General features: G+C 67.9%; 1 protein-coding gene. It reads right to left on the reverse strand.

From position 1 onward, the window contains the following. On the reverse strand, window positions 1-299 hold a 299-nt coding region (locus tag B2W70_RS00515), incomplete at both ends, for an alpha/beta hydrolase (protein ID WP_286741970.1).

Consider the following 299-nt stretch of genomic DNA (forward strand, 5'->3'; position numbering starts at 1 on the left):
GCAGTCGATCTTCGATCTGGAATTTCACCGGGTCGGCGGGCGCCACCATCAGGGCCGCGACGATGCGGCCGTGTCGGGGCCCGACACCGGTTGCATCGCCGAGGGCTGAATCTGCCTGGCCTGTAGGCAGCGCTGGTGCCATCTGGCGCGTGGCCAGGTGGTGCGCCAGGGCCAGGGTGCCGAAGCTGTGCGCCACCGCCACCCATTGTGTGTGGCGGCTGTAGCGCGACAGCGTTTCTTCGATGCGTGCCGACCAGGCTTCGAGGTCGGGCTGTTGCCAGTCGTGTTGTTGCACGCGC

It is taken from the genome of Aquabacterium sp. UBA2148, from assembly GCF_002328915.1.
Classification (GTDB): Bacteria; Pseudomonadota; Gammaproteobacteria; order Burkholderiales; family Burkholderiaceae_C; genus Aquabacterium; species Aquabacterium parvum.